General features: G+C 55.5%; 1 protein-coding gene. It reads left to right on the top strand.

Features of this window, described 5'->3' with window-relative positions; genetic code table 11:
- Window positions 1-68 precede the first annotated feature (68 nt).
- Window positions 69-636 (top strand): hypothetical protein (locus GSQ77_RS29340; RefSeq protein ID WP_216854972.1); only part of this gene is annotated, 568 nt, incomplete at its 3' end.

Raw genomic sequence — 636 nt, 5'->3', positions numbered from 1 at the left:
TTATGGGCCACGATCGCCACGGCAACGCTGTACTTCTAGATCTACGGTACCCAGTACGACGTGACCCAATGGTCGTGCCTGCAGAGGCCCTGAACGCGGCTATCGCGCTAGGCGAAGTCAAGACCGATGTTCCATTCGACATCGGACTACCAAGAGACATATCGATGTTGTCACCGGCAGCGAAAGGAGCCTTCGACCGCAATATTCACTTACTCGGGGACCTAGTGGCGCCGCGACAGACACAGAAGATGCTTGATCCGATAGTCCGACGTGATCTCGTAGCAAGGCAGGCTGAGCGCGTAAACGTCCCTTATCGAAAGGTTCTCGAACTGCTTTTTCGGTTCTGGTGGGCTGGCCAGGTCGAAGCAGGTCTGATACCGGCCTACGACAAACGAGGAGGCCCTGGACTCCAGCAGGCAGCAAGGGCCAAAAATGGTGAACCCGCGAAGCGGCGCGGAAGGAAGCCGCGAGATGAACGTAATCGCTGTGATGTCGACTTGCCCTCAGTTCGGGATCTCCTTAAAAGCTTCGCGGCTAAGCGCGTTTTCGACGCAAAGCAATCAGTTCCCACAGCCTACAACGAGCTACTAGACGAGCACTTTGCTGAAAGTCTTAAAAGTGAGCAGGGCAAGGTCA

This window comes from Burkholderia sp. L27(2015) (assembly GCF_009765705.1).
Lineage (GTDB): Bacteria > Pseudomonadota > Gammaproteobacteria > Burkholderiales > Burkholderiaceae > LMUX01.
The sequence above is the reverse complement of the archived record's forward strand: the minus strand, read 5'-3'. Positions and strand labels throughout refer to the sequence as shown.